Source organism: Myxacorys chilensis (assembly GCF_059505265.1).
In genome coordinates this window covers 1-2,358 of the sequence record NZ_JCACKG010000285.1, presented here as the reverse complement: position 1 = coordinate 2,358, position 2,358 = coordinate 1, and the positions used below count along the sequence as shown (strand labels likewise).

Sequence of the window (2,358 nt, the reverse complement as noted above, 5' to 3'; positions counted from 1 at the left end):
TTGAACACGAAGCGGATGTCGAAGGCCTGCGGGAGCGCCGCCTCGATCTTGTCGAGTTCCTCGGGGCCGAACCCATGCCCGATCAGAGACGTGTGGTTGATCCCCGGGGCGTTCCCGACGGTGCGGTGACCTACGGCGTAGCTCACGATCTCCTCAATCTGCGACGACGAGTAGCCGAGCTTCTCGAGGGCGGCGGGAACCGACTGGTTGATGATCTTGAAGTAGCCGCCGCCGGCGAGCTTCTTGAACTTCACGAGCGCGAAGTCGGGCTCGATCCCGGTCGTGTCGCAGTCCATGACGAGGCCGATCGTTCCGGTCGGCGCGATCACCGTCGATTGTGCGTTCCGGTAGCCATGCGCCTCCCCCAGGCTCAGCGCCTCGTCCCAGGCCTGCATGGCAAGCACGGCGAGCCGCGTGTCAGGGCAGCCTTCGTGATCGAGCGGCACGGGCTTCACCGCCAGCCCCTCGTAGCCTCCGGCCTGTCCATGGGCCGCGCGCCGGTGGTTCCGTATGACGCGGAGCATGTGCTCGCGGTTCTTCTCATAGCCGGCGAAGGGCCCGACTTCGGAAGCGATCTCGGCCGAGGTAGCGTAGGCCACGCCGGTCATGATCGCGGTCAGTGCCCCGCAGAGCGCCCGTCCCTCCCGGCTGTCGTAGGGCAGCCCCATGTTCATCAGGAGCCCGCCTATGTTCGCGTAGCCGAGCCCCAGCGTCCGGAACTCGTAGGAGAGCTGTGCGATCTCCTTCGAGGGGAACTGCGCCATGAGCACGCTGATCTCGAGGGTCAGCGTCCAGAGGCGGACGGCGTGCATGTAGCGGTCGGCGTCGAACTGGTCGCCGGACCAGAAAGTCAGCAGGTTCAGGGAGGCGAGGTTGCAGGCGGTGTCGTCCAGGAACATGTATTCCGAGCAGGGGTTGGAGCCCCGGATCGGGCCGTCGGCCGGGCAGGTGTGCCACGCATTGACGGTGTCGTGGAACTGGATGCCGGGGTCGGCGCAGGCCCAGGCGGCGTGACCGATCTGGTCCCAGAGGTCGCGCGCCTTGATGGTCTTGACGACCTTTCCGCCCACACGGGCGATCAGGTTCCAGTCCGCGTCCTGCTCCACCGCGCGCAGGAAGCTGTCGGTGACGCGGATCGAGTTGTTGGAGTTCTGGCCCGAGACGGAGGCGTAGGCCTCGGAGTCCCAATCGGTGTCGTAGGTTGGAAACTCGATCGAGTCGAAGCCCTGCTTTGCGTAATCGAGCACGCGCTTGACGTAAGTCTCCGGGATTGCAGAATTCTTGGCGTCGCGGATCGCGTCGCGAAGCGCGCCGTTCACGCTCGGCTCATAGGCGTCCTCGGCCCGGCCATCCCAGGCCCGGATCGCCGCGAAGATCGCATTGAGTCGCTTCTCGTGCATCTTGGAGCCGGCGACGAGGCTTGCCACCTTCTGCTCCTCGATGACCTTCCAATTGATGAAGGCTTCGATATCGGGGTGATCGGCATCGACGATCACCATCTTGGCCGCGCGGCGCGTGGTGCCGCCCGATTTGATCGCCCCCGCCGCGCGGTCGCCGATCTTGAGGAAGCCCATGAGGCCGGAGGACCGGCCGCCACCCGAGAGCTTCTCGCCCTCGCCGCGCAGCAGCGAGAAGTTGGTGCCCGTGCCCGAACCGTATTTGAAGAGCCGCGCCTCGCGGACCCAGAGGTTCATGATCCCACCCTCGTTCACGAGGTCGTCGGCAACGCTCTGGATGAAGCAGGCGTGGGGCTGGGGATGCTCGTAGGCCGACTGCGAGCGGACGAGCTCGCCCGACTCGAAATCGACGTAGTAATGGCCCTGCGCCGGGCCGTCGATGCCGTAGGCCCAGTGAAGGCCGGTATTGAACCACTGGGGCGAGTTCGGAGCGCCCATCTGGCGGGCGAGCATGTGCCGCATCTCGTCATAGTAAGCGCGCGCGTCCGATTCATCGGTGAAGTAGCCGCCCTTCCACCCCCAGTAGGCCCAGGCGCCTGCCAGCCGGTCGAAGACCTGACGGGCCGAAGTCTCGCCGGCGAAGGTCGCTCCCTCCGCGGGAACCGAGCGGCGCAGCCAGACCGGCACCTCGTCCTCGGCGGCCGCCTGGGTCTGCGACGGCACGCCGGCCTTCCGGAAGTACTTCTGCGCGATCACGTCCGCGGCGACTTGGCTCCAGGCCTCCGGCACCTCGAGGGCGTCGAGCTTGAACACGACGGTGCCATCCGGATTGCGAATTTCCGAAGCGGTCGTGCGGAATGGAATGCCCTCGTAAGCATCCCGCCCTTCGGTGGTGAATGCACGCGCGATCTTCATCGTTGAGCCTCCTGGCCGGTCGTGTCCCTTGCGGCAGGCCAAGCGA

At 66.1% G+C, this 2,358-nt stretch carries 1 protein-coding gene; it reads right to left on the bottom strand.

What is annotated here, in order from left to right; translation table 11 throughout:
* Window positions 1-2,312, bottom strand: a 2,312-nt coding sequence (locus AC5JLB_RS29025; RefSeq protein ID WP_495877293.1) for an adenosylcobalamin-dependent ribonucleoside-diphosphate reductase, incomplete at its 3' end; no start/stop codon positions are given.
* Window positions 2,313-2,358 lie beyond the last annotated feature (46 nt).